Source organism: Guyparkeria hydrothermalis (assembly GCF_023555385.1).
GTDB lineage: Bacteria > Pseudomonadota > Gammaproteobacteria > Halothiobacillales > Halothiobacillaceae > Guyparkeria > Guyparkeria hydrothermalis_A.
The window spans coordinates 1,103,080-1,129,052 of the sequence record NZ_JAJSED010000001.1 but is presented as its reverse complement, the minus strand read 5'-3'; the positions used below and the strand labels follow the sequence as shown (position 1 = coordinate 1,129,052).

General features: G+C 65.9%; 22 protein-coding genes and 1 tRNA gene. 15 read left to right on the top strand and 8 right to left on the bottom strand.

Features of this window, described 5'->3' with window-relative positions; translation table 11 throughout:
• Positions 1–137 precede the first annotated feature (137 nt).
• The 11 genes from gyrA (at position 138) to pyrF (ending at position 13,434) form a co-directional block, all read left to right on the top strand.
• Entirely contained in the window at positions 138–2,714 is a 2,577-nt protein-coding gene (gene gyrA, locus LV476_RS05190) for a DNA gyrase subunit A (RefSeq protein WP_250074104.1), read from the top strand.
• Between the two features lie 129 nt (positions 2,715–2,843).
• On the top strand, positions 2,844–3,926 hold the full coding sequence (gene serC / locus LV476_RS05185) for a 3-phosphoserine/phosphohydroxythreonine transaminase (protein WP_250074102.1): 1,083 nt from the start codon (positions 2,844–2,846) through the stop codon (positions 3,924–3,926).
• Between the two features lie 45 nt (positions 3,927–3,971).
• Positions 3,972–5,135, top strand: coding sequence for a 3-phosphoglycerate dehydrogenase family protein (locus LV476_RS05180; protein WP_250074100.1), 1,164 nt, complete (start codon positions 3,972–3,974; stop codon positions 5,133–5,135).
• Positions 5,136–5,150: 15 nt separating this feature from the next.
• Positions 5,151–6,296 (top strand): prephenate dehydratase, encoded by a 1,146-nt coding sequence (pheA, locus tag LV476_RS05175; protein WP_250074098.1) that lies wholly within the window; start codon positions 5,151–5,153, stop codon positions 6,294–6,296.
• Complete coding sequence (gene hisC, locus LV476_RS05170; RefSeq protein WP_250074094.1) at positions 6,296–7,468, top strand: histidinol-phosphate transaminase; 1,173 nt, start codon at positions 6,296–6,298, stop codon at positions 7,466–7,468. Before pheA ends, hisC begins: the two co-directional genes overlap by 1 nt.
• On the top strand, positions 7,468–8,364 hold the full coding sequence (locus LV476_RS05165) for a prephenate dehydrogenase (protein ID WP_250076257.1): 897 nt from the start codon (positions 7,468–7,470) through the stop codon (positions 8,362–8,364). The genes hisC and LV476_RS05165 overlap by 1 nt, the downstream gene beginning before the upstream one ends.
• Positions 8,365–8,417: 53 nt before the next feature.
• Positions 8,418–9,776, top strand: a complete 1,359-nt coding sequence (aroA, locus tag LV476_RS05160) for a 3-phosphoshikimate 1-carboxyvinyltransferase (RefSeq protein ID WP_250074093.1) — start codon at positions 8,418–8,420, stop codon at positions 9,774–9,776.
• Between the two features lie 21 nt (positions 9,777–9,797).
• Positions 9,798–10,466: a (d)CMP kinase gene (gene cmk / locus LV476_RS05155; RefSeq protein WP_250074090.1), complete on the top strand. Its 669-nt coding sequence runs from the start codon at positions 9,798–9,800 to the stop codon at positions 10,464–10,466.
• Positions 10,467–10,628: 162 nt separating this feature from the next.
• Positions 10,629–12,302, top strand: coding sequence for a 30S ribosomal protein S1 (gene rpsA, locus LV476_RS05150; protein WP_250074088.1), 1,674 nt, complete (start codon positions 10,629–10,631; stop codon positions 12,300–12,302).
• Between the two features lie 129 nt (positions 12,303–12,431).
• Positions 12,432–12,728 (top strand): integration host factor subunit beta, encoded by a 297-nt coding sequence (locus LV476_RS05145; RefSeq protein ID WP_250074085.1) that lies wholly within the window; start codon positions 12,432–12,434, stop codon positions 12,726–12,728.
• A 1-nt stretch (position 12,729) separates the two neighbouring features.
• A complete protein-coding gene (gene pyrF / locus LV476_RS05140) occupies positions 12,730–13,434 on the top strand; it encodes an orotidine-5'-phosphate decarboxylase (protein ID WP_250074083.1) in 705 nt (234 codons plus the stop codon).
• Between the two features lie 93 nt (positions 13,435–13,527).
• On the opposite strand, the gene mltF is transcribed toward pyrF, so the two are convergent.
• The 8 genes from mltF to dapF all read right to left on the bottom strand — a co-directional run bounded on the left by mltF (position 13,528) and on the right by dapF (position 20,918).
• Positions 13,528–14,997: a membrane-bound lytic murein transglycosylase MltF gene (mltF, locus tag LV476_RS05135; RefSeq protein WP_250074082.1), complete on the bottom strand. Its 1,470-nt coding sequence runs from the start codon at positions 14,995–14,997 to the stop codon at positions 13,528–13,530.
• Positions 14,994–15,737: a bifunctional demethylmenaquinone methyltransferase/2-methoxy-6-polyprenyl-1,4-benzoquinol methylase UbiE gene (ubiE, locus tag LV476_RS05130; protein WP_250074079.1), complete on the bottom strand. Its 744-nt coding sequence runs from the start codon at positions 15,735–15,737 to the stop codon at positions 14,994–14,996. The genes mltF and ubiE overlap by 4 nt, the downstream gene beginning before the upstream one ends.
• A gap of 35 nt (positions 15,738–15,772) precedes the next feature.
• Positions 15,773–16,201, bottom strand: coding sequence for a gamma-butyrobetaine hydroxylase-like domain-containing protein (locus tag LV476_RS05125; protein ID WP_250074077.1), 429 nt, complete (start codon positions 16,199–16,201; stop codon positions 15,773–15,775).
• Between the two features lie 13 nt (positions 16,202–16,214).
• Positions 16,215–17,549: an ATP-dependent protease ATPase subunit HslU gene (gene hslU / locus LV476_RS05120; RefSeq protein WP_284047517.1), complete on the bottom strand. Its 1,335-nt coding sequence runs from the start codon at positions 17,547–17,549 to the stop codon at positions 16,215–16,217.
• Entirely contained in the window at positions 17,546–18,094 is a 549-nt protein-coding gene (hslV, locus tag LV476_RS05115; protein ID WP_058574362.1) for an ATP-dependent protease subunit HslV, read from the bottom strand. Before hslV ends, hslU begins: the two co-directional genes overlap by 4 nt.
• Positions 18,095–18,215: 121 nt before the next feature.
• Positions 18,216–19,199, bottom strand: a complete 984-nt coding sequence (locus LV476_RS05110) for a tyrosine recombinase XerC (protein WP_250074074.1) — start codon at positions 19,197–19,199, stop codon at positions 18,216–18,218.
• Between the two features lie 7 nt (positions 19,200–19,206).
• The gene (locus LV476_RS05105) at positions 19,207–19,908 is read right to left on the bottom strand and encodes a DUF484 family protein (RefSeq protein ID WP_250074072.1); all 702 of its coding nucleotides are present in this window, start codon (positions 19,906–19,908) and stop codon (positions 19,207–19,209) included.
• 125 nt (positions 19,909–20,033) lie between these two features.
• Positions 20,034–20,918, bottom strand: coding sequence for a diaminopimelate epimerase (gene dapF, locus LV476_RS05100; protein WP_349665995.1), 885 nt, complete (start codon positions 20,916–20,918; stop codon positions 20,034–20,036).
• A gap of 177 nt (positions 20,919–21,095) precedes the next feature.
• On the opposite strand from dapF, the gene typA reads away from it, so the two are divergent.
• The 4 genes from typA (at position 21,096) to tig (ending at position 25,914) form a co-directional block, all read left to right on the top strand.
• Positions 21,096–22,928 (top strand): translational GTPase TypA, encoded by a 1,833-nt coding sequence (typA, locus tag LV476_RS05095; RefSeq protein WP_250074070.1) that lies wholly within the window; start codon positions 21,096–21,098, stop codon positions 22,926–22,928.
• Positions 22,929–22,979: 51 nt separating this feature from the next.
• Positions 22,980–24,335, top strand: coding sequence for a signal recognition particle protein (ffh, locus tag LV476_RS05090; RefSeq protein ID WP_250074068.1), 1,356 nt, complete (start codon positions 22,980–22,982; stop codon positions 24,333–24,335).
• A gap of 121 nt (positions 24,336–24,456) precedes the next feature.
• A tRNA-Leu gene (locus tag LV476_RS05085) sits at positions 24,457–24,541 on the top strand.
• Positions 24,542–24,621: 80 nt separating this feature from the next.
• The gene (gene tig / locus LV476_RS05080; protein WP_250074066.1) at positions 24,622–25,914 is read left to right on the top strand and encodes a trigger factor; all 1,293 of its coding nucleotides are present in this window, start codon (positions 24,622–24,624) and stop codon (positions 25,912–25,914) included.
• The last annotated feature ends 59 nt before the right edge of the window (positions 25,915–25,973 follow it).

The following is a 25,973-nucleotide window of genomic DNA, read 5'->3' as shown; positions in this document are numbered from 1 at the left end:
GCTCGGGGAGGGTCTCTGTGGTACTATGCCCCGGTTTATCGGCGCCCCCTCAGGAGGCGATTCCGTAGTGAGCCGGTCGCTTGCATGACGCGTTCGCGCGGATCAATCAGGACACTCGTGGGTACCAGGACACTCGAATGACTCAGTTCGCTTCAGAAATCTTCCCGGTCAATCTCGAAGACGAGATGCGGCAGTCCTATCTCGATTACGCCATGAGCGTGATCGTGGGGCGTGCACTGCCGGATGCCCGCGACGGCTTGAAGCCGGTGCACCGCCGCGTGCTCTACGCCATGCGGGAGCTGTCCAACGACTGGAACCGTCCGTACAAGAAGTCGGCACGTGTCGTCGGTGACGTCATCGGTAAATACCACCCGCACGGCGACTCCGCGGTCTACGACGCGCTGGTGCGCATGGCGCAGGACTTCTCCATGCGCAACATGCTCATCGACGGGCAGGGCAACTTCGGCTCGGTCGACGGCGACGCGCCGGCGGCCATGCGTTACACCGAAGTGCGCATGGCGAAGATTGCCCACGAACTGCTCGCCGACATCGACAAGGAAACCGTCGACTTCATCGACAACTACGACGGTTCGGAATCCGAGCCGCAGGTGCTGCCGGCCCAGTTCCCGAACCTGCTGGTCAACGGCTCTTCGGGCATTGCGGTCGGCATGGCCACCAACATCCCGCCGCACAACCTCGGCGAGGTGCTCGACGCCACGGTCGCCCTGATCGACGAGCCGGAAATCAGCGACGACGACCTGCTCGCTTACGTGCCGGCGCCGGATTTTCCCACCGCCGGCATTATCAATGGCGCGGCCGGCCTGCGTGACGCTTACCTGACCGGCCGCGGCCGCTGCGTGATGCGCGCCCGCGCCGAGTTCGAGGACAGCGAGAAGACCGACCGCACCTCGATCGTCATCACCGAGCTGCCGTACCAGGTCAACAAGGCCCGTCTGATCGAGCGCATCGCCGAGCTGGTGCGCGAGAAGAAGATCGAGGGTATCGCCGAGCTGCGTGACGAGTCCGACAAGGAAGGCATGCGGGTCGTGATCGAGTGCAAGCGCGGCGAGATGCCCGATGTGCTCCTGAACAATCTCTACCAGCAGACCCAGCTGCAGAGCGTCTTCGGCATCAACATGGTGGCGCTGGTCGACGGCCAGCCGCGTACGGTGGGTTTGCGCGAGGTCCTTAACGTCTTCCTGCGTCACCGCCGTGAGGTGGTCACCCGCCGCACCATCTACGATCTGCGCAAGGCGCGTGAGCGGGCCCATATCCTTGAGGGCCTGGCCGTGGCCCTGGCGAACATCGACCCGATGATCGCCGTGATCAAGTCCGCGCCGACACCGGCCGAGGCCAAGACCAAGCTGCTCGACGGCACCTGGGAGTCGGGTGTGGTCCGCACCATGCTGGAGAAGGCCGATGCAGCCGCCTCGCGTCCGGAGGCCCTCGGCGACGAGTTCGGCCTGCAGGACGACGGCAGCTACCGCCTCTCGCCCGAACAGGCGCAGGCGATTCTCGAGATGCGCCTCAACCGCCTGACCGGCCTGGAGCAGGACAAGATCGTCGAGGAGTACGCCAATCTGCTCGAACGCATCATCGACCTGCTGGACATCCTGCGTTCCGACGAGCGCCTGATGCAGGTGATCCGCGAAGAGCTGCTACGGATCAAGGACGAGTACGCCGACCCGCGCCGCACCGAGATCATCGTCGACTACGAGGACCTCTCCATGGAGGACCTCATCGCCGAAGAGGATCGTGTGGTCACGCTGTCGCGTGAGGGTTACATCAAGACCCAGTCGCTGGCCGACTATCGCAGCCAGCGCCGCGGCGGCCGGGGCAAGGCCTCGACCCGCATGAAGGACGAGGACGTCATCGAACAACTCTTGGTGGCCAGCACCCACGCCTGGGTGCTGATGTTCACCAATTACGGCCGGGTCTACTGGCGCAAGGTCTACCAGCTGCCGCAGGGGGCGCGTGGCGCCCGCGGCCGGCCGGTGGTCAACGTCCTGCCGCTGCAGGACGGCGAGTGCATCAATACGATGCTGCCGGTCCGCGAATTTGTCGACGACCACTACATCTTCTTCGCCACCCAGAATGGCCAGGTGAAGAAGACCCCGCTGGTCGACTTCTCCCGCCCGCGTCAGGCCGGCATCATCGCCATCGACCTGCGCGAGGGTGACCGGCTGGTGGGCGCGGCGCTGACCGACGGCACGCGCGAGATCATGCTGTTCTCGAACGCCGGCAAGGCGACGCGGTTCGTCGAGGAAGACGTCCGCTCGATGGGTCGGACCGCTGCCGGGGTGCGAGGCATCCGACTGCAGGACGGTCAGTACGTCGTCTCGCTGATCGTGGTCGACGAGGGCGAGGTGCTCACCGCGACCGAGAACGGTTTCGGCAAGCGCACGCCCATCGACGAGTTCCCGGTCTACAACCGCGGCGGGCAGGGCGTGATCGCGATCAACACTAGCGAGCGCAACGGCCAGCTGGTCGGTGCGGTGCTCGTGCGCGAGGCCGACGAGGTGATTCTGATCTCGAACCGCGGTACACTCGTGCGCACCGAGGTGTCCCAGATTTCCTCCCTGTCGCGCAATACCCAGGGCGTGACCCTCATCCGCCTGGGCAAGGACGAGCGCTTGGTCCAGGTCGAGCCGGTCACGGCGATGGACGACGAAGGCGACGAGGAGGAAGTCGAGGAACAAGACGCGGAGGAGTGATCCCCGCCGTGGCCAGGGAACGTCGCCACACCGTTACAGCCCCCGTCTGATCGGGCGGCTCTCGATTGAATATAGACCGGGCGAGACATCGCCCGGTCGCTTGTTTTCTGTTTCTGTTCAGGAGTAGTCATGGCTCGCGTTTACAACTTCAGCGCCGGTCCGGCGATGTTGCCCACCGAGGTTCTCACCCGCGCACGGGACGAGATGGTCGATTACCAGGGGACCGGCATGTCGGTCATGGAAATGAGCCATCGTGGCAAGCATTTCGTCGGCATCGCCGAGCAGGCGGAAGCCAATCTGCGCAAGCTGATGAACATCCCGGACAACTACAAGGTGCTGTTCCTGCAGGGCGGCGCCTCGACCCAGTTCGGTGCGATCCCGCTGAACCTGGGCAACGGTTCGGGCAAGGCCGACTACCTCAACACCGGTCACTGGTCGGTCAAGGCGATCAAGGAAGCCAAGCGCTTCGTCGACGTCAATGTCGTCGCCGACACCAAGCCGGACAACTTCACCACGCTGCCGGCCGAGGGCGAGATCCAGTTTTCCCCGGATGCCGACTACGTCCACTACACGCCGAACGAGACCATCGCCGGCGTCGAGTTTCCCTACATCCCGGACACTGGTGACGTGCCGCTGGTCGCGGATATGTCCTCGACCATCCTGTCGCGCCCGATCGACGTCTCCAAGTTCGGCGTCATCTACGCTGGTGCGCAGAAGAACATCGGTCCGGCTGGCCTGACCATCGTGATCGTTCGCGAGGACCTGCTGGGCAAGTCGCGCGAGAACACGCCGGCGATGATCGACTGGGCCACCCAGGCCGACGCCGATTCCATGTTCAACACGCCGCCGACCTACGCCTGGTACATGGCGGGTCTGGTCTTCGAGCACCTGCTCGCCAAGGGCGGCCTCGAGGAGATGGGCAAGATCAACCAGCGTAAGGCCGAGAAGCTCTACGCCGCCATCGACGGCAACGACTTCTACCGCAACCCGGTCGAGCCGGCCTACCGCTCCTGGATGAACGTGCCGTTCATGCTGGCCGACGACTCGCTGGACAAGACCTTCCTCGAAGAGGCCGGTCGCCAGGGTCTGGTCACGCTCAACGGCCACCGTTCGGTCGGCGGCATGCGCGCAAGCATCTATAACGCGATGCCCGAAGCCGGCGTCGACGCGCTGATCCACTTCATGAACGACTTTGCCAAGCGCCACGGCTGAGCCCCGCTCGCCGAATCGCAAGACACCCGTTTCAAGGAATCCGTCATGTACAAGATTCACACCCTCAACGCCATCTCCAACAAGGGCCTCGAGCGCCTGCCGAACGAGCAGTACGACATCGGCGCCGAGCTGAACGACGCCGACGCCATCCTGGTCCGCTCGGCCAAGATGCACGACATGGACCTGCCGGAATCGCTGCTGGCCATCGGCCGTGCCGGCGCCGGCGTGAACAACGTTCCGGTCGAGCGCATGACCGAGAAGGGCGTGGTGGTCTTCAACGCGCCGGGCGCCAACGCCAACGCGGTCAAGGAGCTGGTGATCGCCGGCATGCTGATGTCCATCCGCAACATCGGCCCGGCCTGGGACTTCGCCCGCAACCTCGAGGGTAGTGACGAGGAAATCCACAAGGCGACCGAGGCCGGCAAGAAGAACTTCAAGGGCTTCGAACTGCCGGGTCGCACCCTGGGCATCATCGGCCTCGGCGCGATCGGCGTGCGCGTGGCGAACTCGGCCAAGGCGCTGGGCATGCGCGTGATCGGCTTCGACCCGGGCATCAGCGTCGAGCGCGCCTGGGAGCTTTCCCCGGACGTCCACCAGGCGGGCAGCGTCGACGAAGTGCTGGCCAAGGCCGACTTCGTCTCCCTGCACGTGCCGCTGATGGAGCAGACCAAGGACCTGATCAACGCCGAGCGTCTGGCGTTCATGAAGGACAACTGCGTCGTCCTCAACTTCGCCCGTGACGGCATCGTCAACGAGCAGGACATGGTCGATGCACTGGACAACGGCAAGGCGCTGTCCTACGTCTGCGACTTCCCGACCAACCTGACCAAGAACCACCCGAAGTGCCTGACCCTGCCGCACCTGGGCGCCTCCACCGACGAGGCCGAGGACAACTGCGCGGTCATGGTCGCCGACCAGGTGCGCGACTACATCGAGAACGGCAACATCAAGAACTCGGTCAATATGCCGCACGTCCAGATGGCCCGTTCCGGTGCGCAGCGCATCGCGATCGCCAACCTCAACCGTCCGGACATGGTCGGTCAGATCTCGCACATCCTCGGCAAGTCCGGCGTGAATATCGAGCACTTGGTCAACGAGTCGCGTGACCAGGTCGCCTACACGCTGCTGGACGTCGACCGCGAGGTGCCCGCCGAGACCCGCGACGAGCTCGCGGCGATCGACGGCGTCCTGCGCCTGCGTCTGCTCTGATCACCGTTCGGGGCCATGGGCGGCACTGATGCCAACGCCGCGGCGAACGCGGCACTGCCCGAGAGCCTGGACGAGGTCCGCGGGCTGATCGACTCGATCGATCGGCAGATTCTCGACCTGCTCAGCCAGCGTGCGCGCCTGGCCGAGCAGGTCGCGTTGATTAAGGAGCGCGACCCCGACCATCGCCCGGGGCAGTCCTTCTATCGTCCGGAGCGCGAGGCGCAGGTGCTCTCGCGCATCCGCGAACTCAATCCCGGTCCGCTGGACGACGACACCGTTGCCTGGCTGTTCCGCGAGATCATGTCGGCCTGTCTGGCCCACGAACGGCCGCTGGCAATCGCCACGCTCGGCCCGTCCGGCACGTTCTCCGAGCTGGCCGCGGTCGAGGCCTTCGGTCACGGCGGGCAGTTGCGGTTCGAGCCGGGCATTCCCGAGGTCTTTCGTGCGGTCTCGGCCGGTAGCGTCGACTACGGCGTGGTGCCGCTGGAGAACTCCACGGAAGGCAGTGTCTCGGTCACGCTCGACTCGCTTGCCGGCAGCGACCTGCTGCTCTGCGGCGAGGTGGCGCTGCGCATCGACCAGCAGCTGATCGCGCACCCCGAGGCGCCAGATACCCCGCGCGTGATCGTCTCGCACGCCCAGTCGCTGGCGCAGTGCCGCGAGTGGCTGGACGCCCACTTCCCCGGTATCGAGCGCATGGCCGTGGCCAGCAACAGTGCCGCGGCCCAGCAGGCAGCGCGCGACCCCGAGGTCTTCGCCGTGGGGCCGGCATTCGCCGCCGAGCGCCATGGACTGGTGGTGCGGGCATCCAACATCCAGGACAACGTCCAGAACACCACCCGCTTCGCCGTGCTCGGTCGCGAACCGATCGCTCCCTCGGGCAACGACAAGACCGCGCTGCTGCTGTCGGTGACCAATGAGCCCGGCGCACTCTCGCGACTGCTGGTGCCGTTGTCCGATGCCGGCATCGACGTGCTGCGGATCGAATCCCGGCCGGCACGTGACCGGGTCTGGGACTACGTCTTCTTCATCGACATCGCCGGGCACCGCGACGACCCCAAGGTCGCCAAGGCGCTCGAGCAACTGCGTCCGCACTGCGGTCAGCTGCGGGTGCTGGGTTCCTATCCGGTGCCGGTAATCGGCCACCCGGGAGGCGAGTGATGGCAGAGACGCCAAACGGACTCGCCGGCGGACAGGCGCGGGCCTGCGTCGAGGCAATCAGCCCCTATGTGCCGGGCAAGCCCGCCGAAGAGGTCGCCCGGGAGTACGGGATCGAGGAGGTGGTCAAGCTCGCCTCGAACGAGAACCCGCTCGGTCCGTCGCCGCGCGCCATCGAAGCGCTCCACGAGGGCATTGCAGACCTGCACGTCTACCCTGACGGCAGCGGTTTTCACCTCAAGCGGGCCATCGGCGAGCATTACGACGTCCGTCCCGAACAGGTCACGCTCGGCAACGGTTCGAACGACGTCCTCGAGCTGGTGGCGCGTGCCTACCTCGAGCCGGGTGTCAACGCGGTGTTCTCCCAGCACGCCTTTGCGGTCTACGCGCTTGCCACGCAGGCGGCCGGGGCCGAGGCCAAGGTGGTGCCTGCCCGTCCGGCGGATGATCCGGAGATGCCTTTCGGTGCGGATCTCGAGGCGATGGCCGCCGCGGTCGACGAGCAGACCCGCGTGGTGTTTCTCGCCAACCCGAACAACCCCACCGGCACCTGGGTCGAGTCAGCCCAGCTGCGTGCGCTGCTGGATGCCGTGCCGCCGGAGGTGATCGTGGTGCTCGACGAGGCCTACACCGAATACGTCGACGACCCGGCCTTCCCGGACGGGCTCGAGCTGTTGGCGCACTACCCGAATCTCGTGGTGACGCGCACCTTCTCCAAGATCTTCGGCCTGGCGGCCCTGCGGGTTGGCTTCGCGGTCAGCGATCCCGCGATCGCGAGCCTGCTCGATCGGGTCCGCCATCCGTTCAACGTCAATGCACTCGCGTTGCGTGCTGCCGAGGCGGCCCTGGACGACGGCCAGTTCATTGCCGAGAGTCGGGCGGTCAACCGCATCGGGCTGGCGCAGTGGCAGCGTGCGGCCGAGGCGCGCGACTGGCAGACCGTGCCGAGCCGGGCGAATTTCATCACCGTGATCACGCCGTTCGCCGCCGGCCGCGTGTTCGAGGCCCTGCTACGCGAGGGCGTGATCGTCCGCCCGCTCGGTGGCATGGAGGCCTGTGGCGGTCTTTCGCAGGCGCTGCGGATCACCATCGGCACTGAGGCGCAGAACGCCCGCGCCATCGAGGCGCTCGAGCGGGTGCTCCAACGGCTGGTCGGGGAGGGCGCCTCGGCATGATGTTCCGTCGCGTCGCACTGATCGGTACCGGCCTGATCGGCGGCTCGCTGGCATTGGCTCTGCGCGAGCGCGGCGAAGTGGGTGAGGTGGTCGGTTACGCCCGGCGCCTCGAGACCCGCTTGGCCGCCGAGCGTCGCGGCCTGATCGACCGGCCGGCCGATTCGATCGCCGAGGCGGTCGAGGGGGCGGATCTCGTCTTTCTTGCCACGCCGGTCAAGGCGATGGACGCGGTGCTCGGCGAGCTGGCAGGCGTCCTTCCGGACGATGCCCTGATCACCGATGGCGGTAGCGTCAAGGGTGCGGTGGTCGAGCGGGCGCGGGCGCAGCTGTCGGCCGAGCAGCTTGCCCGCTTCGTGCCGGGTCACCCGATCGCCGGACGCGAGCGCAGCGGTCCCGAGGCGGCCACGGCGGAGCTCTACCGTGGCCACCGCGTGATCCTGACCCCGATCGAGGAAAATCGCGCCGAGGACGTCGCCCGCATCGAGGCGATGTGGCAGGCGACGGGCGCCCGCGTCGAGCGTCTCGACGTCGCCCATCACGACCACGTCCTCGCGGCGACCTCGCACCTGCCGCATGCAGCGGCCTTCGCCATGGTCTCCTCGCTCGCCCGGCTGGCCGAGCGTTACGAGGTGTTCCGCTACGCCGCCGGCGGCTTCCGCGACTTCACCCGCATTGCCAGTTCCGACCCGGTGATGTGGCGTGACATCTGCCTCGACAACCGCGACGAGATCCTCCAGATGCTCGATCACTATCGGGCCGAGCTCGACGGGCTACACGACATGCTCGCGTCTGCCGATGGCGAGGCGATCGAGCGCTACTTCGCCGAGGCCAAGGCGGTGCGCGACGCGCTCTATCCCGTCGTCGAGGCCGGTGACGGCGAACAGGACGATGGCTGACGCCGACCCGCTCCGCATTCTTTCTCTCAGTCCAACCTCCGGATGACCGCGCCATGACCGCAGCTCATGATTCCGCTTCCCTGACCTTCCGCAGCACGGCCGCCGCCCAGCCCCTCGAGGGCGAGGCGCGCGTGCCGGGCGACAAGTCGATCTCACACCGCTCGATCATGTTCGGCTCGCTCGCCGAGGGGGCCACCGAGGTGACGGGCTTTCTCGAGGGCGAAGACAGCCTCAACACGCTGCGCTGCTTCCGCGCCATGGGCGTGTCCATCAGCGACCCGGTCGACGGCCGGGTGACCATTGAGGGGGTGGGTCTGCACGGCCTCAAGGCACCGGGGAAACCGCTGTACGTGGGCAATTCAGGCACCTCGATGCGTCTGATGTCCGGCATCCTGGCCGGACAGGCGTTCGACTCGGTGCTCGAGGGCGACGCCTCACTGTCGCGTCGACCGATGAAGCGCGTGATTGACCCGCTGACCGCGATGGGTGCGCGGATCGAGTCCGGTCCGGAAGGTCGTTCGCCGTTGATCATCCGTGGCGGGCAAGCCCTTAAGGCGATCGATTACGCCATGCCGATGGCCAGCGCGCAGGTCAAATCCTGCGTGCTGCTCGCCGGTCTGTACGCCGAGGGACGCACCTGCGTCACCGAGCCGGCGCCGACGCGGGATCACACCGAGCGCATGCTCTCGGGGCTGGGTGTGTCCGTGGCACGCGAGGGTGCCCGTGTCTGCCTCGACCAATCCGACCCCGCCGAGCGCCGTCTGGTCGGTCGTGAGTTGGAAGTCCCGGCGGACATTTCCTCGGCGGCCTTCTTCCTGGTCGCGGCGAGCATCGTGCCGAATTCGGAGGTCGTGCTGACCCACGTCGGTCTCAATCCGACCCGCACCGGGGTGATCGACATCCTCCAGGCGATGGGTGCGGACATCCGAATCGAGAACCGCCGCGAGGTCGGTGGCGAGCCGGTCGGCGATCTGCGGGTCATGAGCGCCGAGCTCCACGGCATCGAGATCGACGAGGCGCTGGTGCCACTGGCGATCGACGAATTTCCGGTGATCTTCGTTGCCGCCGCCTGCGCGAAGGGGCGGACGGTGTTGACCGGCGCCGAGGAGCTGCGGGTTAAGGAATCCGATCGCATCGCGGTAATGGCCGACGGCCTGGAGAAGCTCGGTGTTGATGCCACGCCCACCGAGGACGGCATGGTCATCGAAGGGCGGGGTGAGCCGCAGCCGTTCGGTTCGGCCACCATCTACGCTCAGGGCGATCATCGCATCGCGATGGCGTTTGCGGTGGCCGGCCTGAAGGCGCGCGGCGAGATCACGATTCACGACTGCCAGTTCGTCGAGACCTCGTTCCCGGGGTTTGCCGAGCTGTTCAACCGTCTCGGCGGCTGCCTCGAGCTGTCGCGTCACTGAATTTTCCCTCAAGGAGGTCCCATGGTTCCCGTCATCACCATCGATGGTCCCAGTGGTTCGGGCAAGGGCACCGTTGCTCGTCGACTGGCCGTGCGACTCGGCTTCGGCATGCTCGATTCCGGCGCGCTGTACCGCCTGACTGCCCTGGCCAGCCAGCAGGCAGGTCTTGCGCCTCAGGCCCCCGAGATCGTCGACATCGCCCGGCATCTGGCCTGTCGTTTCGACGAGGAGGGCAACGTCTTTCTCAACGAGGAGAACGTCAGCCGCGAACTGCGTACCGAGACCACCGGCGCGATCGCCTCGCAGATCGCCGCCCGTCCCGAGGTGCGCGAGGCGCTGCTGCAGCGCCAGCGCGACTTTGCCAAGGCCCCGGGGCTGGTCGCCGACGGCCGCGACATGGGTACGGTGGTGTTCCCGGACGCGCCGGCGAAGATATTCCTCGATGCCAGTGCCGAGGTCCGCGCCGATCGACGTTATAAGCAGTTGATCGAGAATGGATTCGATGCTAGTTTTACCGCCCTCGTCGAGGAGATCCGCCAACGGGATGAGCGGGATCGCAATCGATCGGTCGCGCCGCTGCGCCCGGCCGAGGATGCGTTAGTCGTTGATTCCAGCGATCTTTCCATCGACGAGGTGGAGGCCACGCTGTGGCGCTACATCCAGGATCGGCTCGCCGATCAGGACGTGTAGCGGCCCGGCGGGGCCGTTGACTCGTGTTTTTGTGCGGGCAATGTCGCCCGGTCATCAACCCGTGAGTCTGGCAAACCCAGGGACCGGATACGCCAGTGTTTTTTCACCACGACGGACAGCTTTTGGAACGTCCAGTCGTCAACCCTTTGGAAATGCGGATTAATGTCTGAAAGTTTTGCCCAGCTTTTTGAAGAAAGCCTCCAGAATGCCGTCATGCAGGCGGGCTCGATCGTCTACGGCAAGGTCGTGGACATCAACGACGATTACGTCACTGTCGATGCCGGCCTGAAGTCGGAAGGGATCATCCCCACCGACCAGTTCCGTGACGAGAACGGCGAAGTCAATATCACCGTTGGTGATGAGGTCGAGGTTGCTCTCGATGCCGTGGAAGACGGCTTCGGCGAGACCCGCCTGTCGCGCGAGAAGGCTCTGCGTGCCCGCGCCTGGAAGAAGCTGGAGAAGGCTTTCGAGGCAGACGAGATCGTCACCGGCCGCATTTCCGGCAAGGTCAAGGGCGGCTTCACCGTCGAGCTTGGCGACGTCCGTGCGTTCCTGCCGGGCTCGCTGGTCGACGTCCGCCCGATCCGGGATACCACGTATCTCGAAGGCAAGGACATCGAGTTCAAGATCATCAAGCTCGACCAGCGCCGCAACAACGTGGTCGTATCCCGTCGCGCGGTTGTCGAGGAAGAGTACAGCGCCGAGCGCGAAGCGCTGCTCGAGCAGCTGCAGGAAGGCATGGTCCTCCGCGGTATCGTCAAGAACCTCACCGACTACGGTGCGTTCCTGGACCTCGGCGGCATCGACGGCCTGCTGCACATCACCGACATGGCGTGGAAGCGCGTCAAGCATCCGTCCGAGATGGTCAACATCGGCGACGAGATCGACGTCAAGGTGCTGAAGTTCGACCGCGAGCGCAACCGCGTTTCGCTGGGCCTCAAGCAGCTGGGCGAGGATCCGTGGAACGACATCTCCCGTCGTTACCCGACCAGCACCCGTCTGTTCGGCAAGGTCACCAACATCACCGATTACGGCTGCTTCGTCGAAATCGAGGATGGCGTCGAAGGTCTGGTACACGTCTCCGAGATGGACTGGACCAACAAGAACGTGAACCCGGGCAAGCTGGTCAACGTCGGCGACGAGGTCGAGGTGATGATCCTGGACATCGACGAGGATCGCCGCCGCATCTCGCTGGGCATGAAGCAGTGCCAGCCGAACCCGTGGGACGCCTTCGCCGCGTCGCACACCAAGGGCGACAAGGTCGTCGGTCAGATCAAGTCGATCACCGACTTCGGCATCTTCATCGGCCTGGAAGGCGGCATCGACGGTCTGGTTCACCTCTCCGACCTGTCCTGGAGCGAGCCGGGCGAAGACGCCGTTCGCCAGTTCAAGAAGGGCGAGGAACTCGAGGCGGTCGTCATCGCCATCGATCCGGAGCGCGAGCGCATCTCGCTGGGCCTCAAGCAGCTCGAGGACGATCCGCTGTCCAACTGGGCGGCCGAGAACCCGAAGGGCAGCATCGTCAAGGGCACGCTGCGTGAAGTCGACGCCCGTGGCGGCGTGGTCGAGCTGGCCGAAGGCATCGACGGCTACATCCGTGCCTCCGACATCGCTCGCGAGCGCATCGACGACGCCCGAACCGTCCTGAAGGAAGGTGAGGAAGTCGAGGCCAAGTTCATGGGTATCGATCGCAAGAACCGCATGATCAGCCTGTCGATCCGCGCCAAGGATCACGCCGAGGAAGCCGAGGCGATGGACGAGCTCAACAAGCAGCCGTCCACCTCCTCGCCGACTCTGGGCGACCTGCTCAAGGAACAGCTCGGCAAGTCGGAGTAATCCGGTTCGTTTGAGTCTGGGAAAACGCCATCCTATGTGATGGCGTTTTTTGTGGGTGGCCGGTTCGGGCCGGCCACCGCCGATTTCAGAAGCGTGCCCATCGTGGGGCGCCGAAGGGAGTTTTGACCGATGACCAAGTCGGAACTGATCGAACGGCTGGCGGATCGCCAGCAGTACCTGCCCATGCGCGACATCGAGACCTCGGTGCGTCTGATGCTCGACGAGATGATGGATGCCCTGAGCGCCGGCGAGCGGATCGAGATCCGCGGCTTCGGCAGCTTCTCGCTGAACTATCGTCGCCCGCGCCTGGGGCGCAACCCCAAGACCGGCGAGACCGTGTCGCTTGGGGCCAAGTATGTGCCGCACTTCAAGCCGGGCAAGGAACTGCGCGAGCGGGTCAACGCTGCCGTGAAGCTGGGTGACTGAGATGGCGACGCATCGTCCCCAGCCGCGCATCTACGTGGCGCTGGATGCGGCCGATAAGACACGGATCCGTTTCCTCATGGAGGCGCTCGATCCGGCGCTGTGCGGGATCAAGATCGGCAAGGAGGCATTCACGGCCTTCGGCCCGCAGGTCGTGGGTTGGGCGCGGGAGCGAGGCTTCCCGGTCTTCCTCGACCTCAAGTTCCACGACATCCCCAACACGGTCGCTCAGGCCTGTCGTGCCGCTCGTGATCTGGATGTCGCCCTGGTGAACGTTCATGCCAGCGGTGGGCGCCGGATGCTTGAGGCGGCACGCGAGGCCCTGCCAGCCGGCGAGGAGTCGCCGGGGCTGATTGCGGTGACCGTGCTGACCTCGATGGAGGATGCCGACCTGGCCGAGATCGGGGTCGGTGGCACTGCCGAGGCACAGGTGGAGCGGCTGGCGCGTCTCACGGCTGACTGCGGACTTGACGGGGTCGTGTGTTCGGCGCGTGAGGCGTCGGCCATGCGGGCGGTATTCCCGGGCGAGACCGGGCTGGTCGTGACACCGGGCGTGCGCCCGGCGGGGAGTGCCGCTGACGATCAGCGTCGTGTGGTGACGCCGGCAGAGGCGCTCTCGGCGGGCGCGACCAGCCTCGTCATCGGCCGACCGATTACCGGCGCTTCCGATCCGGGCAAGGCCCTGGAGGCCATTGTCGCCGAGTTGTGACGTGGAGAGGGTGCCGCTTGGAACCCGCCCACAAGAAAGGCCCGTGACCGCATGGCGGTGCGGGCCTTTCTTTTTGCATTGATCCCGCCCGACTTACTGTCGCGCGGCGAGGAGGTTCTCGCGGGTCGCCATCCAGATCATCAGATCGTGGAAGGCGCGGATGTTCTCGACGTAGTTCACCGTCTCGCTGCCGCGCGCGTAGCCGTAACGCATGTCACGGTAGATGGCCGGGTCGGAGAGCTGCGGCAGCCGTTCGCGGACGGCAGCCCACTGGGTGGGGTCGCCGCCCTGGCGGCGGGTGAGCACCAGGGCGTCACTCAGGTGGCCGATGCCGACGTTGTAGGCAGCCAGGGCCAGGTAGGTGCGATCCGGTTCGGTGGCTTCCTCCGGCACCAGTTCACGCAATTGAGCAATGTACTTCGCCCCGGCCATGATGTTCGCCGTGGGGTTGCTGGGGTCGGTCAGGCCGAGCCCGCGGGCCGTGGGCAGGATGATCTGCATGAGCCCGTAGGCGCCCTGGTGGGAGACCGCGTCCGGTTGCCACTTTGATTCCTGGTAGCCCACCGAGGCGAGCAGCCGCCAGTCGATCTCGTAGCGTTCACCCGCGCGGCGGAAGGTGCGCAGGTAGGGGCGGGCGCGGGTCTCCAGATCCTGCAGGAAACGACGCGAGAGCGACTCGTCGAGCCGTTCGAACTGGGCGTAATGACGATCGACCAATCCGCGGAGCTGCTGATCACTGCGGATCTCGGCGAAGAAGCGACGTGCCGCCTTGAGCAGCGAGTCGTCGGCCTCGCGCGAGAAGGCCCATGCCAGCGAAACCGGCGGGCCGACGATCGGGCCGATGGCGACGTCGTCGGAGAGCTTGTGGGCGAGCAGGGCCGTGTGGGACAGGGTCAGGGCGTATTCGATATCGCCATGGCGAATGCCTTCGAGAATCGCCAGCTTGTCCTGCCGTTCCTCGATGGTCAGCGGTACCGCGCCCGGCTGACGGCTGATGCGCTCGAGCCAGTGTCGATTCGCCGAGCCGGCCGGCACCGCCACCGTCAGACCGGCGAGCTCGGTCAATCCCGAGGGAATCGGCTGATCGACGGCGTGAATCAGCTTGCGGCTCACGGTGAGGTAGGGCGGGCTGAAGGCGAAGCGCTCCTGGCGTGCCGGGTCGATTGCCAGCCCGGCGGCCGCCAGATCGGCGCGGTTCTCGGCCACCGCCTCGTACGCCGCATCGATGTTCGGGACCACCAGGTATTCGACGTCGACGCCGAGCCGGTCGGCGAATCGCCCGGTGAGGTCGTACTCCAGCCCCTGCGGACGATAACTATCCGGAATGTACAGGGTGGGTTCGATCATGGTGGCGACCCGCAATACGCCACGATCGCTCACCTGGGTGAGTTGCGGCGTGCGCTTGAAGCTGTCGGCGACGTCGATGGCAGCCAGACGGGTCGGCTGCTCGCCCGGCGTCCAGGTGTGGATCCACCAGGCGAGCGGGGCGGCGAACAACGCGCCCACGCCGACGAGCGGGATCAGCCAGCGGCCGATCCCGCGTTTCCGCCGGGGCTGCTTCAAAACTTGAAGCCCACGTGGATGGCCACCACGCCGAAGGTGAGGTTGTGGACGTCGACGTGGTCGAAGCCGTTGTCGAGCATCATCTGCTCGAGGTTCTCCTGGTCCGGGTGCATGCGGATCGACTCGGCCAGGTAGCGGTAGCTGTCGGCATCGTTCGCCAGTAGCTTGCCCATGACCGGCAGCGCGGAGAAGGAGTAGGCATCGTAGACGCGCTCGACCAGCGGGCTGGTCGGCTTGGAGAACTCGAGGATCACCACCCGGCCACCGGGTTTGACCACGCGGGCCATCTCGGCAAGCGCTCGGGCCTTGTCGGTGACGTTGCGCAGGCCGAAGCCGATGGTGACGCAGTCGAAGCGGTTGCTCTCGAAGGGCAGGGCCTCGGCGTTGGCCAGCCCGTACTCGACGTTGTTGAAGATGCCTTGCTCGTCGAGCTTTTCGCGGCCGATCGAGAGCATGCTGGCATTGATGTCCGAGAGCACCACCAGCCCGGTGTCGCCGACGATGCGTGCCATGCGCGCGGCGAGGTCGCCGGTGCCGGAGGCGAGGTCGAGCGCCTGGCCGCCACGCTTGAGGCCGGTGTATTCGAGCGCCACCCGTTTCCACAGTCGGTGGATGCCGAACGACATGGCATCGTTCATCAGGTCATAGCGGCCGGCGACCGAATCGAAGACCGACCCCACCAGCCGGGACTTTTCCTCACGGGGGACTTCCCGGTAGCCAAAGTGCGTCTTCTCGGTCATGGTCGGCTCTCTCGTCAGGGAAACGGGGTCTCGATTCAGTCCGGCTTGGCCGGTTTCGATGACGATAATACATCGTACGGCCCGGCCGGTTCCTCACGATCCGGGTTGCGCTCGATGCCGGCGGATGCCAGTCGGTCGAGGTAATAGGTCCAGTTCCCCTCGCGCCGATCGCCCAGCTCGCGCAGCAGCCCCCAGTCGTACAGACCGCTGTCGTGGCCGTCGTCGAACACGAGTTTGACTGCGTACCGGCCCACCGGTTGCACATCGAGAATCTTCACCTGCTCCTTGCCGAGCACCAGCATCATCTCGCCGCCGCCGTGACCGCGCACCTCCGCCGATGGGCTGAATACACGCAGGTACTCGGCGGAGAGATCGAAGGCGGCCCCGTCGGGGAAGACGAGGCTCAGCGAGCGGCGGTCCTTGCCCAGACGGATCTGGCGCGGGGCGGGGTGGTTGTCTGCCATGGCGTGCCTCGACTTACAGGATGTAGCGGCTCAGGTCTTCGTCGCGCGCCAGCTCGCCCAGGCGCTCCTCGACGAAGTCCGCGTCCAGCGTCAGGGTCTTGGACTCGCCGTCGGCCTCGAAGCTCAGATCCTCGAGCAGGTGCTCCATGACCGTGTGCAGGCGCCGGGCCCCGATGTTCTCGGTGCGGTGGTTCACCTCGAAGGCGATCTCGGCGATCCGTCGGATGGCATCGTCGGTGAAGTCGATCGAGAGGCCATCGGCGGACAGCAGGGCGGTGTGTTGGCGTGTGAGCGCGGCATCGGGCTCGGTCAGGATGCGCACGAAGTCGTCGCTGGACAGCGCCTGCAGTTCGACGCGAATCGGCAGCCGGCCCTGCAGTTCCGGAATCAGGTCCGAGGGGCTGGCGACGTGGAAGGCGCCCGAAGCGATGAACAGGATGTGGTCGGTGCGCACCATGCCCACCTTGGTGTTGACGGTCGAGCCCTCGATAAGCGGCAGCATGTCGCGCTGCACGCCCTCGCGGGAGACCTCGCCACCGCCGTGCTCGGCGCGCTTGGCGACCTTGTCGATCTCGTCGATGAAGACAATGCCGTTCTGCTCGACGCGCTCGGCCGCCTCGGCGCGGATCTCCTCTTCGTTGATGAGGTTGGCCGCCTCTTCCTCGGTCAGCGCGGCGAGGGCCTCGGCGACCGTCATGCGTCGGGTCTGAGTCTTGTCCTGCCCCATGTTCTGGAAGACCGAGCGCAGCTGGCTGGCCATTTCCTCCATGCCCGGCGGGGTCATCACGTCGATGCCGGCCGGTGCCTGGCGCAGTTCGATCTCCACCTCGCGCTCGTCGAGCTCGCCGCGGCGGATCTTGTCGCGGAATTTCTCGCGGGTGCTGCGGTAGGCCTCCTCGCCGTGGCTGTCGTCGCTTTGCCACGGATCCCGCGGAGCAGGCAGCAGGGCGTCGAGCACGCGATCCTCGGCGGCCACCTTGGCCCGATCCTTGACCTCGGCCATGGCCTCCTGGCGCACCATCTTCAGTGCGTACTCGGCCAGGTCGCGGATCATCGATTCGACGTCACGGCCGACGTAGCCCACCTCGGTGAACTTGGTCGCCTCGATCTTCAGGAACGGCGCGTTGGCGAGCTTGGCCAGACGGCGGGCAATCTCGGTCTTGCCCACGCCGGTCGGGCCGATCATGAGGATGTTCTTGGGCGTGATCTCGCTCTTGAGCGGCTCGTCGACCTGCTGGCGGCGCCAGCGGTTCCGCAGGGCGATGGCCACCGCCTTCTTGGCGGCGTTCTGGCCGACGATGTGCTTGTCGAGTTCCGAGACGATCTGGGTCGGTGTCAGGTTCATCAGTCGAGTTCTTCGATGGTGAGCTTGTGATTGGTGTAGATGCAGATATCGCCGGCAATGTGCAGTGCCGTCTCGACGGTCTCCCGCGCGGGGAGTTCCGAGTGGCGCATCAGGGCGGTGGCTGCCGACTGGGCGTAGGCGCCGCCGGAGCCGATCGCAATCAGCGAATCCTCCGGCTCGATCACGTCGCCGTTGCCGCTGATGGTGAGCATGGCGTCACGGTCGGCCACCACCAGCATCGCCTCGAGCCGGCGCATCATCCGGTCGGTGCGCCAGTCCTTGGCCAGCTCCACGGCCGAGCGCAGCAGGTTGCCGCTGTATTTTTCCAGCTTGGCCTCGAAGCGTTCGAACAGGGTGAAGGCATCCGCGGTCGCGCCGGCGAAACCGGCGAGCACCTGCCCGTTGTAGAGCGTGCGCACCTTGCGCGCGTTGCCTTTGACCACGGTATGGCCGAGCGTGACCTGGCCGTCGCCGCCGATGACGGTCTGACCGTTCTTGCGCAGGCAGAGGATGGTGGTGCCGTAAAGGGTTTCGTCGTGATGAGCCATGGAGTTATGGGTCGGTCCGATTGATTGTTAGGCGAGTCGATGATGGGCGTCGTGCCGGTCCAACAGGTGGTGTGGGCCGGAGCGCCTGAACCGGGGACAGTGTAGGCGACCGGTCGGGTTTTCAACCCTGATCGTCGGCGGGCGGCTCGGACTGGCTGTCTCGACGGGCGGCTCGTGGGTGGGCGCGCTCGTAGACATTCATCAGATGCTGGAAGTCGAGGTGGGTGTAGATCTGCGTGGTCGTCAGGCTTTCGTGGCCGAGCATTTCCTGCACGGCGCGCAGGTCGCCTGAGGACTCGAGCACGTGGGTGGCGAAGGCGTGGCGCAGTTGGTGTGGATGCAGCGGGGCATCGAGGCCCGCCTGGCGACTCGCGCGGTTCAGGCGCAGTTGCACCGAGCGCGCCGACAGTCGCCGGCCGCGATCGCTGATGAAAACGGCCGGAGAACCCTGCCGGTCCCATTGCCGCCGTTGTGACAGCCAGTCGCGCATGGCGCGAGCCGCTGCCCGTCCTACCGGCACGATGCGGGTCTTGTCGCGCTTGCCGGTAACGCGTGCCTGCCCGGCGGCCAGATCGATATCGGTCAGGTCGAGCGACACGAGTTCGGCCAGTCGCAGGCCACTGCCGTAGAGCCACTCGAACAGGCAGTGGTCCCGGCTGCGGCGGATCTCGTCGGCACGCCTGGCGGCGGGTGAGGATTTGTTGTTGCTGTTCTCGGTCGGATCGCTGTCGAGCAGTCGCGTCACCGTCTCGATGTCCGGAGCGTCCGGCAGGCGCTTCGGGGCGCGCGGGGCCTTGAGCAGCAAGGGATCGGCCGTGAAGGGAATATCGAGCCGTTGCCAGAATCGCAGCAGACGCTTGAGTGCGCTGACATGGCGGGCGATGGAGCGGGGCGACTGGTCGTCACGGGACAGTTGGGCGAGAAAACGGCGCAGGCAGCGGTCGTCGATCGCCTCGGTGGAGGAAACGTCCCTTTCGTCGAGATAACGCCGGAACCGCGCCCACGAGGCCTGATAGGCCTTACGGGTGAGCGGGTTGAGGCGATGGTCGGCGGCGAGCGCCTCGCCGGCCTGGTCGAAGGCCGTGGTCAGCGGGGCGGTGCCCATGGGTGGGTCAGGCGTTGTCCTTTGCCGCCGACGGGCTGAGGAAGGCTGCCGCAAGCTCACCGATCTGCTCGAGGAAATGCGTGCCCTGCGCCGGGTTGAAGCCGTCTGGCAGGCGGCGGCCAAGCGCGACGATATAGCGCGCGCTGGCGTCGCCGTCGGTTGTGACCGAGATCAGGGCCGCCGATCCGGTCTGGGGCAGGGCGTCGCCGAAGAGTGTCTCGCGGACCGTGTCGTGGAGCCGGCCGCAGTGCGGCACCGGGTTCTCCAGCCAGCCGGCCAGTTGTCCACGGGTCTCACCGTCCAGTTCGCTCAGCGGGGCCACCCGGCAGGCGTCGACCTCGAAGGTTTCACCGATCAGCCGTTCCAGCGTAGCGGTGGAGCGGTCGGTCGCCCCGAGCAGCGTCTGGCAGAAACGGTGCAGGAGGCGGTCGGCCTCGGCATTGTCGGCTGCCACCTGGTGGAGCTGGTCGAGGGCGCTTTTCTGGCTCATGGCGCGATGGCGCCAGCGGCGCAGCTGCCAGTGATGCAGCGAAACGATCGGCTGCGGCGGTCCAGGCAGTTCGACGGCGTCGAGGATCTCCGGGTGGTCGAGGAACAGCTCCGGGTGGGCCCGGAGGTAGTCGAGCACCGCTTCGGCGGTAGGTTTCTCCCCGCCAGATTCGGCGGTGGCATCCGTGTCGGCAAGTTCGAGGGCCGCGTTCTCGTTCATGCGATTTCCCTTGGCGATGTTCGTGGTGTTTGGTTCCGGGTTCTGTGTCCGGTTGGCAAGCGCCTCTTCGGGCGTTTGTTCCACCTTACTCGCCCCCCGGCGCGGCGGCAATCCTTGCTCATGGGTCAGTCAGTTGACTCGACGACCACCTCGCCGTCGAAGACGAATTCGGCCGGACCGGTCATGAACAAGGTGTCGCTCTCACGGCCGGACCAGTCGATGACCAGCGTGCCGCCGGGCAGATCCACCCGGCAGGGGGTCTGCAGTCGATCGGCTCGGATGCCGGCAGCGACTGCCGCGCAGGCTCCGGTGCCGCAGGCCAGCGTTTCGCCCGCGCCGCGCTCGTAAACCCGCAGCCGGATGTGGTCGTCGGCCTGCTGTTCGACAAAACCGACATTCACCCGCCGCGGGAAGGCCGGATGGGATTCGACCACCGGGCCGACCGCTTCCACCGGGAAGGCGTCCACGTCGTCGACCTGGATTACCGCGTGAGGGTTGCCCATGGAGACCGCCTCGAGGGTGACCTTGTCGAGCCCGCCGGGCCGGCCACTGAGCATCAGCGTGTAGGGCGAACCGGTCGCGGTTACCGGCGGCTTGAACGGGATTTCCTCGGGGGTGAAGCGCGGTCGACCCATGTCGACACAGACCTGGCCGTCGTCGGTCAGGTGCAGCACGATCGGGCCGCCGGCGGTCTGCACCCGGATCTCGCGGCGATCGGTCAGCCCGCGTTCGGCGACGAACCGGGCGAAGCAGCGCGCGCCGTTGCCGCACTGTTCCACTTCGCTGCCGTCACCGTTGAAGATGCGGTAGCGAAAGTCGGACTGGCGTCGGGCCGGCGGTTCAATCAGCAACAGCTGGTCGAAGCCGATGCCGAAATGGCGGTCTGCCCAACGACGGATGCGCTCCGGGGTCAGCCATTTCGCGACCGGGAACTTCTGACTCACGGCATCGATGACCATGAAGTCGTTGCCCAGTCCCTGCATCTTGGTGAAAGCCAGCCGGTCGGCCATCGGAGCGCCTCTTGCCATGTCGAATGAATGTAACGGTCATTTTATCATCCGGCCGACGCCACCGACGGACCATCGACGAAGAGCCGATTCGGCGATGGATTTCCAGATTCACCTCGGTCCGAAGGGCAATTGTGTTTATACTGCGCGCCCTTATTTCAATCCCTTGGACCGTTTTTCGTGATCGCCAATCTCCGTAATATCGCCATCATCGCCCACGTTGACCACGGCAAGACCACGCTGGTCGACCGCCTCCTGCAGCAGTCCGGCACCCTCGATGCCCGTGCCGACCACGGCGACCGGGTGATGGATTCCAACCAGATCGAGAAGGAACGGGGCATCACGATCCTGGCCAAGAACACGGCGATCAAGTGGCACTCCCCCGAGGGACAGGACTGGCGCATCAACATCGTCGACACCCCGGGCCACGCCGACTTCGGCGGCGAGGTCGAGCGGGTCATGTCGATGGTCGACTCCGTGCTGCTGCTGGTCGACGCGGTCGACGGCCCGATGCCGCAGACGCGCTTCGTCACGCAGAAGGCCTTCGAGCACGGCCTCAAGCCGATCGTGGTCATCAACAAGATCGATCGTCCGGGCGCGCGTCCGGACTGGGTCATCAATGAGGTGTTCGACCTGTTCGACCGCCTGGGCGCGACCGACGACCAGCTCGACTTCCCGATCGTCTACGCCTCGGCCCTGAACGGCTACGCCAGCCTGGACGAGAACGTCCGCGAGGGCGACATGACTCCGCTGTTCGAGGCGATCGCCGAGCGCGTTCCGGCCCCGGACGTCGATCCGGACGGCCCGTTCCAGCTGCAGGTCTCGAGCCTCGATTACAACTCCTATGTCGGCGTCATCGGCGTCGGCCGGATCAAGCGCGGCAAGGTCTCGACCAACACGTCGGTGAAGGTCGTCGGTCGCGACGGCGAGGTACGCAACGGCCGCGTCCTGCAGATCATGGGCTTCCACGGTCTGGACCGCGTCGAGGTCGATTCCGCCCAGGCCGGCGACATCATCGCCTTCTCGGGTATCGATCCGCTCTACATCTCCGACACGCTCTGTGACCCGGAGGCCGTCGAGGCGCTGCCGGCACTGACCGTCGACGAGCCGACCGTCTCGATGACCTTCCAAGTCAACACCTCGCCGTTCGCCGGTCGCGAGGGCAAGTTCCTCACCAGTCGTCAGATCCGCGAGCGCCTCGACCGCGAGCTGGTCCACAACGTGGCCCTGCGCGTCGAGCAGCTCGACGACCCGGACAAGTTCCGCGTCTCCGGCCGCGGCGAGCTGCACCTGTCGGTGCTGATCGAGAACATGCGCCGCGAGGGCTACGAGCTGGGCGTCTCCCGACCGGAGGTCATCGTCCGCGAGGTCGACGGCGAGAAGCAGGAGCCCTACGAGCAGCTGGTCGTCGACATCGAGGAGCAGCACCAGGGCGCGGTGATGGAGAAGCTCGGCCTGCGTCGCGGCGAGATGCGCAACATGGAGCCGGACGGCCAGGGCCGCGTGCGCCTCGAGTTCATCATCCCGTCGCGTGGCCTGATCGGCTTCCGCACCGAGTTCCTGACCGCGACCCAGGGCACCGGCCTGATGTTCTCGGTGTTCGACCACTACGGCAAGTACCAGCCGGGCATGGTCGGCCAGCGCATCAACGGCGTACTGATCGCCTCCGAGACCGGCAAGGCGCTCGCCTACGCCCTGTTCAACCTGCAGGACCGCGGTCGCCTGATGATCGGCCACGGCGATGAGGTCTATGAGGGCCAGGTGGTCGGTATCCACGCCCGCGACAACGACCTGACCGTCAACGTGCTCAAGGGCAAGAAGCTGACCAACGTCCGTGCCGCCGGTACCGACGAGGCGCTGACCCTGACCCCGCCGGAGCGCTACACGCTTGAGCAGGCGCTGGAGTTCATCGATGATGACGAGCTGGTCGAGGTCACCCCGGAATCCATCCGGATTCGCAAGAAGCACCTGACCGAGAACGAGCGCAAGCGCGCCAGCCGCGCCGCCTCCTAAGGGGCAGCCGGTCGGAAGACCGGTGGCGCATCGGGATGAGAGTGGCAAGCGATGTTTGACAATCTTTCCAAGCGACTCGGCGGATTGCTCGACGGCCTCAAGGGCCAGGGGCGACTGACCGAGGACAACATCAAGGATGCCCTGCGCGAGGTGCGCATGGCACTGCTGGAGGCCGACGTGGCCCTGCCGGTGGTGCGCGAGTTCATCAAGGACGTGCGCGAGCGGGCGGTTGGCGCCGAGGTGGCCAAGAGCCTCCAGCCGGGCCAGGTGTTCGTCAAGATCGTCAACGACGAGCTGACCCGCCTGATGGGCTCGGAGAACGCCGAGCTCGATCTCGCCGCCCGTCCGCCGGCGGTCATCCTGATGGCCGGCCTGCAGGGCGCGGGCAAGACGACCACGGCGGGCAAGCTCGGTCGCTGGCTGAAGAAGAATCAGAAAAAGAAGGTGCTGGTGGTTTCCTCGGACGTCTATCGTCCGGCGGCGATCGACCAGCTCGAGACGGTGGCCAAGCAGGTCGGCGTCGACTTCTTCCCTTCGTCGAGCGATCAGGATCCGGTCGAGATCGCCAAGGCCGCCCGCGCCGAGGCGGAGCTCAAGTTCTACGACGTGTTGATCGTCGATACCGCCGGTCGCCTGCACGTCGACGAGGAGATGATGGGCGAGGTCGCCCGTATCCACGGTGCGGTCGATCCGATCGAGACCTTGTTCGTCGTCGACTCGATGACCGGTCAGGATGCGGCCAACACCGCCCAGGCCTTCCACGAGCAGCTGCCGCTGACCGGCGTGATCCTGACCAAGGCCGACGGCGATGCCCGCGGCGGTGCCGCACTGTCGGTCCGGCAGGTCACCGGCAAGCCGATCAAGTTCCTCGGTGTCGGCGAGAAGCTCGACGCCCTTGAGCCATTTCACCCGGATCGGATCGCCTCGCGCATCCTCGGCATGGGCGACGTGGTCTCGCTGGTCGAGCAGGCCCAGGAGACGGTCGACGCCGACAAAGCCAAGGCGCTGGCGGACAAGGTTCGTTCCGGCAAGGGCTTCACGCTCGAGGACATGCGCGACCAGTTCAGCCAGATGCTGAAGATGGGCGGCATGGGCGGACTGATGGACAAGCTGCCCGGCATGGGCAAGCTGGGCGCCGATGCGCAGAAGCACATCGACGACAAGGACATCAAGCGCATGATCGCCATCATCGACTCGATGACCCCCGGCGAGCGTCAGCGCCCGGACATCATCAAGGGCTCGCGCAAGCGTCGCATCGCGAACGGCTCGGGCATGCAGGTGCAGGACGTCAACCGCCTGCTCAAGCAGTACCGCGACATGCGCGACATGATGAAGAAGCTTTCCGGCGGCGGCATGAAGAAGATGATGCGCGCCATGAAGGGGCGCATGCCCGGCATGCCGTTCTGAATTGGCCGGGCCCGTCCGGTGCGCGTTTGGGTGGCCTGCTTTGGGCGCGCCCTCGGCTCCGGTATACTGCCCGGCTTTGACCGTCAGGGAAGTGCGCCTTCGTGCCCAGCTTCCCTAGCCAGCGAGAGTGGCGGAATTGGTAGACGCACTGGCTTTAGGTGCCAGCGCCTGACGGCGTGAGAGTTCGAGTCTCTCCTCTCGCACCAGATCCCGAACATGAGCCCTGCCGGCGTGCCGGCAGGGCCAGCAACACCACAGACATTCGTTTTTTTGAGGTATCGCATCCATGCAGGTTGAATTGCAGCCGGCCGACGGCCTGACCCGCCGCCTGGCGATCGAAGTTCCCGCCAACGAGATCGACGAGCAGGTCGAGAAGCGCCTGAAGGACATGCGTGGTCGCGTGCGCATCGACGGTTTCCGTCCGGGCAAGGCGCCGCTGTCGGTCATCCGGATGCAGTACGCCGCCCGCGTTCGTGATGACGTCATCGGCGACATCATGGGCCAGAGCTTCCAGAAGGCGGTCGAAGAGAACGACCTGCGCGTCGCCGGCCAGCCGAGCATCGAGTCGATCGAGAACAACAAGCAAGGCGAGGACCTCAAGTTCACCGCCGCGGTCGAGGTCTACCCGGAGATCGAGCTGGGCGACATGTCCAAGCTCAAGGTCGAGACCCTGACCAGCGAAGTGGGTGACGAGGACGTCGACGAGATGATCGACACCCTGCGCAAGCAGCACGCGTCCTGGAAGACCGTGCGTCACATGGCGCGCAAGGGCGAGAAGGTCACCATCAACTTCGTCGGCAAGATCGACGGCGAGGCGTTCGAGGGCGGTTCGGCCGAGGACGTCGAGGTCATCATCGGCGAAGGCCAGATGCTGCCGGAGTTCGAGAAGGGCCTGAAGGGTATCAAGCCGGGCAAGCCGGTCACCATCGAGGTGAACTTCCCGGAGGACTACCAGGCCGAGCATCTCGCCGGCAAGACCGCCGAGTTCGAAATCGAGGCGACCAAAGTCGAGGAGCAGGTGCTGCCGGAAGTCGACGACGAGTTCGCCAAGCAGTTCGGTGCCGATTCGGCCGACAAGCTGCGCGAGGACGTGCGCGAGAACATGGAGCGCGAGCTCAAGCAGACCTCGCGTCGCCGCAACAAGGACCGCACCATCGAGGCGCTGACCGAGTCGCTGGAGTTCGACGTGCCGGCATCGCTGGTCGAGGAAGAGGCCAAGTCAATGCGCGACCAGTTCGTCCGCAACCAGATGCCGCAGGCTGACGCCAGCAAGCTTGACCCGTCCCTGTTCAACGAGCAGGCGGAGAAGCGCGTCCGCATGGGTCTGGTTATCATGGAAGTCGTCAAGGACGCCGACCTCAAGCCGGACGACAAGCGCGTTGACGACTTCATCAACGAAGTCGCCTCGGCCTACGACGAGCCGGATCAGGTCGTTGCCCACTACAAGGGCGATCATCAGATGATGAGCAATGCCCGTACCGTCGTCCTTGAAGAACAGGCGGTCGAGCATATTCTTGGCAAGGCCAAGGTCAGCGAGAAGAAGGTTCCGTTCAAGGAACTGATGAACCCGCAGGGCTGATCGCCCGCGGCTCGCGACCAACCCGTCAGGATCAAGGCCGCCCTCGAGGCGGCCGAACC

Excerpts from the sequence above, each read along its gene's own strand:
- LV476_RS05125 (WP_250074077.1), bottom strand. The coding sequence starts at position 16,201 with ATGGCAGACAACCACCCCGCCCCGCGCCAGATCCGTCTGGGCAAGGAC.
- aroA (WP_250074093.1), top strand. The coding sequence starts at position 8,418 with ATGACCGCAGCTCATGATTCCGCTTCCCTGACCTTCCGCAGCACGGCC.
- LV476_RS05105 (WP_250074072.1), bottom strand. The coding sequence starts at position 19,908 with ATGAACGAGAACGCGGCCCTCGAACTTGCCGACACGGATGCCACCGCC.
- pheA (WP_250074098.1), top strand. The coding sequence starts at position 5,151 with ATGGGCGGCACTGATGCCAACGCCGCGGCGAACGCGGCACTGCCCGAG.
- hisC (WP_250074094.1), top strand. The coding sequence starts at position 6,296 with ATGGCAGAGACGCCAAACGGACTCGCCGGCGGACAGGCGCGGGCCTGC.
- tig (WP_250074066.1), top strand. The coding sequence starts at position 24,622 with ATGCAGGTTGAATTGCAGCCGGCCGACGGCCTGACCCGCCGCCTGGCG.
- dapF (WP_349665995.1), bottom strand. The coding sequence starts at position 20,918 with ATGGCCGACCGGCTGGCTTTCACCAAGATGCAGGGACTGGGCAACGAC.
- LV476_RS05145 (WP_250074085.1), top strand. The coding sequence starts at position 12,432 with ATGACCAAGTCGGAACTGATCGAACGGCTGGCGGATCGCCAGCAGTAC.
- pyrF (WP_250074083.1), top strand. The coding sequence starts at position 12,730 with ATGGCGACGCATCGTCCCCAGCCGCGCATCTACGTGGCGCTGGATGCG.
- LV476_RS05180 (WP_250074100.1), top strand. The coding sequence starts at position 3,972 with ATGTACAAGATTCACACCCTCAACGCCATCTCCAACAAGGGCCTCGAG.
- LV476_RS05165 (WP_250076257.1), top strand. The coding sequence starts at position 7,468 with ATGTTCCGTCGCGTCGCACTGATCGGTACCGGCCTGATCGGCGGCTCG.
- rpsA (WP_250074088.1), top strand. The coding sequence starts at position 10,629 with ATGTCTGAAAGTTTTGCCCAGCTTTTTGAAGAAAGCCTCCAGAATGCC.
- hslV (WP_058574362.1), bottom strand. The coding sequence starts at position 18,094 with ATGGCTCATCACGACGAAACCCTTTACGGCACCACCATCCTCTGCCTG.
- LV476_RS05110 (WP_250074074.1), bottom strand. The coding sequence starts at position 19,199 with ATGGGCACCGCCCCGCTGACCACGGCCTTCGACCAGGCCGGCGAGGCG.
- gyrA (WP_250074104.1), top strand. The coding sequence starts at position 138 with ATGACTCAGTTCGCTTCAGAAATCTTCCCGGTCAATCTCGAAGACGAG.
- cmk (WP_250074090.1), top strand. The coding sequence starts at position 9,798 with ATGGTTCCCGTCATCACCATCGATGGTCCCAGTGGTTCGGGCAAGGGC.
- ffh (WP_250074068.1), top strand. The coding sequence starts at position 22,980 with ATGTTTGACAATCTTTCCAAGCGACTCGGCGGATTGCTCGACGGCCTC.
- serC (WP_250074102.1), top strand. The coding sequence starts at position 2,844 with ATGGCTCGCGTTTACAACTTCAGCGCCGGTCCGGCGATGTTGCCCACC.
- ubiE (WP_250074079.1), bottom strand. The coding sequence starts at position 15,737 with ATGACCGAGAAGACGCACTTTGGCTACCGGGAAGTCCCCCGTGAGGAA.